Consider the following 950-nt stretch of genomic DNA (forward strand, 5'->3'; position numbering starts at 1 on the left):
TATGCTCCGCCCGTCACGCGAATCACTTCTTCGAGCGACGTCAGTCCCGACGCGAGCCAGCGCTCCGAATCCTCGCGCAGCGTGCGCATGCCTTGGGAGCGGCCCGCTTCGAGAATTTCGGCATCGGCCGCGTTGCGGTGGATCAGCGAGCGGATCGATTCGTCGATCAGCAACAGCTCGTAGACGCCGCGGCGTCCCGCGTAACCCGACTGGCCACAACGGTCGCAGCCGACCGGATGCCAGCGCTTGCTGCCGTCCTCTTCGGTGCGCTCTTCGCGGCACACCGGGCACAGGCGCCGCACCAGCCGCTGCGCGAGCACGCCGAGTAGCGACGACGCCAGCAGATACGGCTCGACGCCCATGTCGGTCAGACGCGTGACGGCGGATGCCGCGTCGTTCGTGTGCAGCGTGGCGAGCACCAGGTGGCCGGTCAGCGATGCCTGCACCGCGATCTGCGCGGTTTCGAGGTCGCGGATTTCACCAATCATGATGACGTCCGGGTCCTGACGCAGAATCGAGCGCAAGGCGCGCGCGAAGCTCATGCCGATCCGTTCGTTGACCTGGGTCTGGCCGATGCCGGACAGGTCGTATTCGATCGGGTCTTCCACCGTCATGATGTTGGTGGTCGCCGTCTCAAGTCGCGACATCGACGCGTACAGCGTCGTCGTCTTGCCTGAGCCGGTCGGCCCCGTCACGAGCACGATGCCGTGCGGTTTGCCGATCAGCTTGTCGAACTGGCCGAGCGTATCGGACGCCATGCCGAGCGCTTCGAGATTGAGTCGCGCCGCGTCTTTCTCGAGCAAACGCAACACCGCGCGCTCGCCGTGGCCGGTGGGCAGCGTCGATACCCGCACGTCGACCGGACGACCGCCGACGCGCAGCGTAATGCGGCCATCCTGCGGCAAACGTTTTTCCGCGATGTCGAGCTGCGCCATGATCTTGATCCGCGA

General features: G+C 66.0%; 1 protein-coding gene. It reads right to left on the reverse strand.

Annotated features, from left to right (window positions below; genetic code table 11):
* Positions 1 to 950: GspE/PulE family protein (locus GCT19_RS42255; RefSeq protein WP_193727549.1), on the reverse strand; the 950-nt coding region annotated here is incomplete at both ends.

This window comes from Paraburkholderia atlantica (genome assembly GCF_009362785.1).
Lineage (GTDB): Bacteria > Pseudomonadota > Gammaproteobacteria > Burkholderiales > Burkholderiaceae > Paraburkholderia > Paraburkholderia atlantica.